Origin of the sequence: Tsuneonella litorea, assembly GCF_025154015.1 — a bacterium.
Classification (GTDB): domain Bacteria; phylum Pseudomonadota; class Alphaproteobacteria; order Sphingomonadales; family Sphingomonadaceae; genus Tsuneonella; species Tsuneonella litorea.
The window spans coordinates 1-3,418 of the sequence record NZ_JAOAMV010000017.1 but is presented as its reverse complement, the minus strand read 5'-3'; the positions used below and the strand labels follow the sequence as shown (position 1 = coordinate 3,418).

Here is a 3,418-nt window from a genome sequence, read left to right as displayed (position 1 = left end):
GAGGAAAGCTGCTCGCCCCCGATCCGCGTCAGCCTGCCAGCAACGCAGAACCCGACTTCTTCAACAGAATAGGGGCGAAACCTGACTGTCCGCTCCTGGTGAGAAAATCTCAAAACTGCCGCTCAATGGCAAGGAGTTCCCGAATTAGTCCGGTGGTCGGCTCACATGTGCCCGAGTTCGGTGGCTGGTGACGCGCGGCGACGCCTGGCATCAACAACGCTGCCTCGGTGGCGGACTGTAATCCAGCGTGAAGGAAAATCAGGGGGTCACGTCTCGATATTGCGATTGATTTGCAATATCGAGAAAGGTAGGGATCGCTCCGACTCGCGATTGAAGGGGAAGAATCTTGAAGCTTAAACTGTGCGCCGCAACAGCGGCACTTGCGCTTGGCCTGCCGTCGGTCGCCCATGCGGACGAAAATCTGCTCGGCTACAATGCCGGGGCTGAGACGCTGCCCAAGGGTTCAGGCGAGGTCTATGTTGTCAACACCCTGCGGAGCGGCAAGGGACAGGGCGAATACGACGCGGTCGATACCGAGATCGAGGGCGAGTACGGCGTGACCGATAGAGTTTCGCTCGCAGTCGCCGCGCAATTCCTGACCATCGATTCCAGTGGCTTGCTGATCGATGGATACCTTCCCAAGGAAATCAACAAAGGGCCGCGCTTCGCCGGTCTCGAAGTCAAGGGGAAGTTCAATATCCTCAGTCCCGCACTGGACGACTTCGGTCTTGCCATTATCACCGCTGCCGAATGGAAGCGCCTTGACCCGCACAGCGGACAGGACAAGACCGAGTTCGAAGGCAAGGTGGTCCTCGCGGCCCAGAAATACTTCCGGCAGGGTCAGATCGTATGGGTCGGCAATCTGGGCATAAAAGCCGGTGTGGCCGATCGTGCGCCGATTGCCGATTTGCCACCAGATTTCGACTGGCCGACAACGCCCGAGGCAGAGATCGAACTTACGGCGGGCACGGGCATTACCTATCGCGTCGCGTCCAACTGGTATCTCGGCGCTGAAACCCAATATGCAACCGAGTTCGAGACAGAGGTCGGACAGGAGCGGTGGTCGCTGTTTGCGGGACCTACAATCCACTACGGTGGCAAGAAGATCTGGGCCACCCTAACCTGGTTCCCGCAGCTCGCCGGTGGCGGCGAGCGCTATCCGGGCCAAACCGGCAACCTTCACCTGATCGAGAAGACCAAGGACGAGTTCCGGTTGAAGCTCGGTTATAACTTCTGATCTGAAGAGGCAGCAATGACTTCTCGGCTCTGGCGGCAATTGTTTCTGGTCCCCGTGATCGCGGCGGCGCCCTATCCAGCACTTGCAACGGACTATTTGAGCGTAGCGGAGGCACAGCGCGTGCTGGTTCCGCAGGCTCAGTCATTCCTGCCCTACAAGGTGGTCTTGGACGCAAGTCAGCTCAAGCGCATCAGATCCATCGCCGGGGTACCGCAGCGTACCGCCAATCCCCAGGTCTGGAAGGCGATGGCTGGGTCGCGTCATTTGGGATGGGTGCTTGTCGATGAGGTCATCGGCAAACACGAATACATCACCTACGCGACAGCGATCTCGCCGGATGGCAAAGTCCTCGGCATGGAAATCCTGTCTTATCGCGAAAGCAAAGGCGGACAGGTGCGTAGCCCAAAATGGCGTGCCCTGTTCAAAGGGAAGTCGGTCGACGATCAGTTTAAGCTCAACAAGGACATCCCGAATATCTCGGGCGCGACCCTTTCCTGTCGCAACCTGACAGACGGTGTCAAACGTCTGCTGGCGATACATGAGGTTGCTTTGTCTCATGCTACGTGACGCAAGAACAAGGCGCTGTCGGCCGTGGCTTGGGACCTACGTCGAGATCGAAACAGAAGGCGATGCTTCGGTCATCGATGTCGGGTTCGACGCCATCGCCGAAGTGCACCGACGCATGTCTTTCCACGAACCCACAAGCGATCTGGCGTTGATGCGCGACACTACTGTTGGCGAGATTGTTCAGGTGTCGCGCCTGACGGTGGAGGTATTGGAGATAGCCCTCGACCTCTTTAGGGTGAGCCGCGGAGTGTTCGACGTATCAATCGGACGCGAGTTGGTGCGCGATGGATTTTTGCCCAAGCCTCGGACCAGATGGAAAAATGTGCCGGGTCATCTTACTGACCTTGAAATTCTCGATGAGTGTTCGGTGCGGCTCCATCGCCCGCTCCTGATTGATCTGGGCGGTATCGCGAAAGGCTATGCCGTCGACCGGGCGGTTGCAGCGATGCAGGCAGCGGGATGCAAACGTGGCCTAGTCAACGCGGGCGGCGACCTACGGACATTTGGCGACCAGGCCAGCACAATCACCCTGCGAAACGCGGAGGGGAGCCTCGGCAAAACAGTACCGTTGATCGATTCCGCAATGGCCACATCGTCGAACCTGCATAGTCGCAAGCGTCGATGGGGTATCTCTCGCTCCCCGCATAGAGGTTCAAACGGCCGCTCGATCTTTTCCAAGGAGAGTGTAAGCGTGATCGCACCCCGTTGTGTGCTCGCCGACGCAATGACGAAAGTTGCCATGGCGGATCGACAGCTCGCGCAGGGCCTCCTCGCGGCGCGCGGAGGATACGTCCTCGAATCTGGTTTCATGGGTGCAACCGCCTGATGCGGCATCGTAGGACTGCAAAGCTTGCGAGCTGGCAAATACATCTTCTGTGCTGGAGCGGCGCTGGCCTGTTCCTGACGGGTGCTGCATGGCTGCTGCTGCACTATTTTGGTCAAGTCGAGGGAGAGTTCGGCCCGGAGATGAGTCCAGTTGAGCCTTGGGCTTTGAGACTTCACGGCCTATTTCTCATCCCGGCCCTGCTTGGCGTTGGAGCCATGTTCGTTGCGCACATTCCCAAGGGATGGAGTCACAAGGAGCAACGCGTTCTCGGCATCCTGCTCGGGATGGCTTTGATCATCCTGACTAGCTCGGGATACCTCCTCTATTATGCGGGCGGTGAAAGTCTTCGCGCCTGGACGAGCGTGATCCATTGGATGATAGGACTCATCCTCCCAGCTATTTTTGCTTGGCACTACTGGAATGGGAGCCGCCTCCGGAATGGGAGGCGCTAGTTCGAACGCAGTTGCCATTTGCCAGCCACTCCCGCTGTCATCTATCGCACTGCTGCCGTATGAACTCGCGTCAGCGAGAGATACGGGTCGACAAGATCGAAGGTAGGACTCACTACCTCCCGACGCATTAGCTACGACCAAACGCAAGTCCGAGCTTGGGACGTTTCACAACGGCCCGCCAAACGGCAGCTAAAGGGACCAACCGGTTTGAGCGCAAACGGCCGAATTTAGGGCGCGTTGCTGACCGGCAGCTAGTGGGCCTATTCTGTTGAAGAAGTCGGGTTCTGCGTTGCTGGCAGGCTGACGCGGATCGGGGGCGAGCAGCTTTCCTCGCCC

Annotated in this window: 4 protein-coding genes; all 4 read left to right on the top strand. The window is 58.4% G+C overall.

What is annotated here, in order from left to right; all coding sequences use genetic code 11:
- On the top strand, positions 1-191 hold a 191-nt coding region (locus tag N0B51_RS14750; protein WP_259963358.1), incomplete at its 5' end, for a hypothetical protein.
- A gap of 155 nt (positions 192-346) precedes the next feature.
- Complete coding sequence (locus N0B51_RS14745) at positions 347-1,237, top strand: DUF6662 family protein (protein WP_259963357.1); 891 nt, start codon at positions 347-349, stop codon at positions 1,235-1,237.
- A gap of 15 nt (positions 1,238-1,252) precedes the next feature.
- Complete coding sequence (locus tag N0B51_RS14740; RefSeq protein WP_259963356.1) at positions 1,253-1,804, top strand: FMN-binding protein; 552 nt, start codon at positions 1,253-1,255, stop codon at positions 1,802-1,804.
- Positions 1,794-2,630, top strand: a complete 837-nt coding sequence (locus tag N0B51_RS14735; RefSeq protein ID WP_259963355.1) for an FAD:protein FMN transferase — start codon at positions 1,794-1,796, stop codon at positions 2,628-2,630. Before N0B51_RS14740 ends, N0B51_RS14735 begins: the two co-directional genes overlap by 11 nt.
- The last annotated feature ends 788 nt before the right edge of the window (positions 2,631-3,418 follow it).

Excerpts from the sequence above, each read along its gene's own strand:
- N0B51_RS14740 (WP_259963356.1), top strand. The coding sequence starts at position 1,253 with ATGACTTCTCGGCTCTGGCGGCAATTGTTTCTGGTCCCCGTGATCGCG.
- N0B51_RS14735 (WP_259963355.1), top strand. The coding sequence starts at position 1,794 with ATGCTACGTGACGCAAGAACAAGGCGCTGTCGGCCGTGGCTTGGGACC.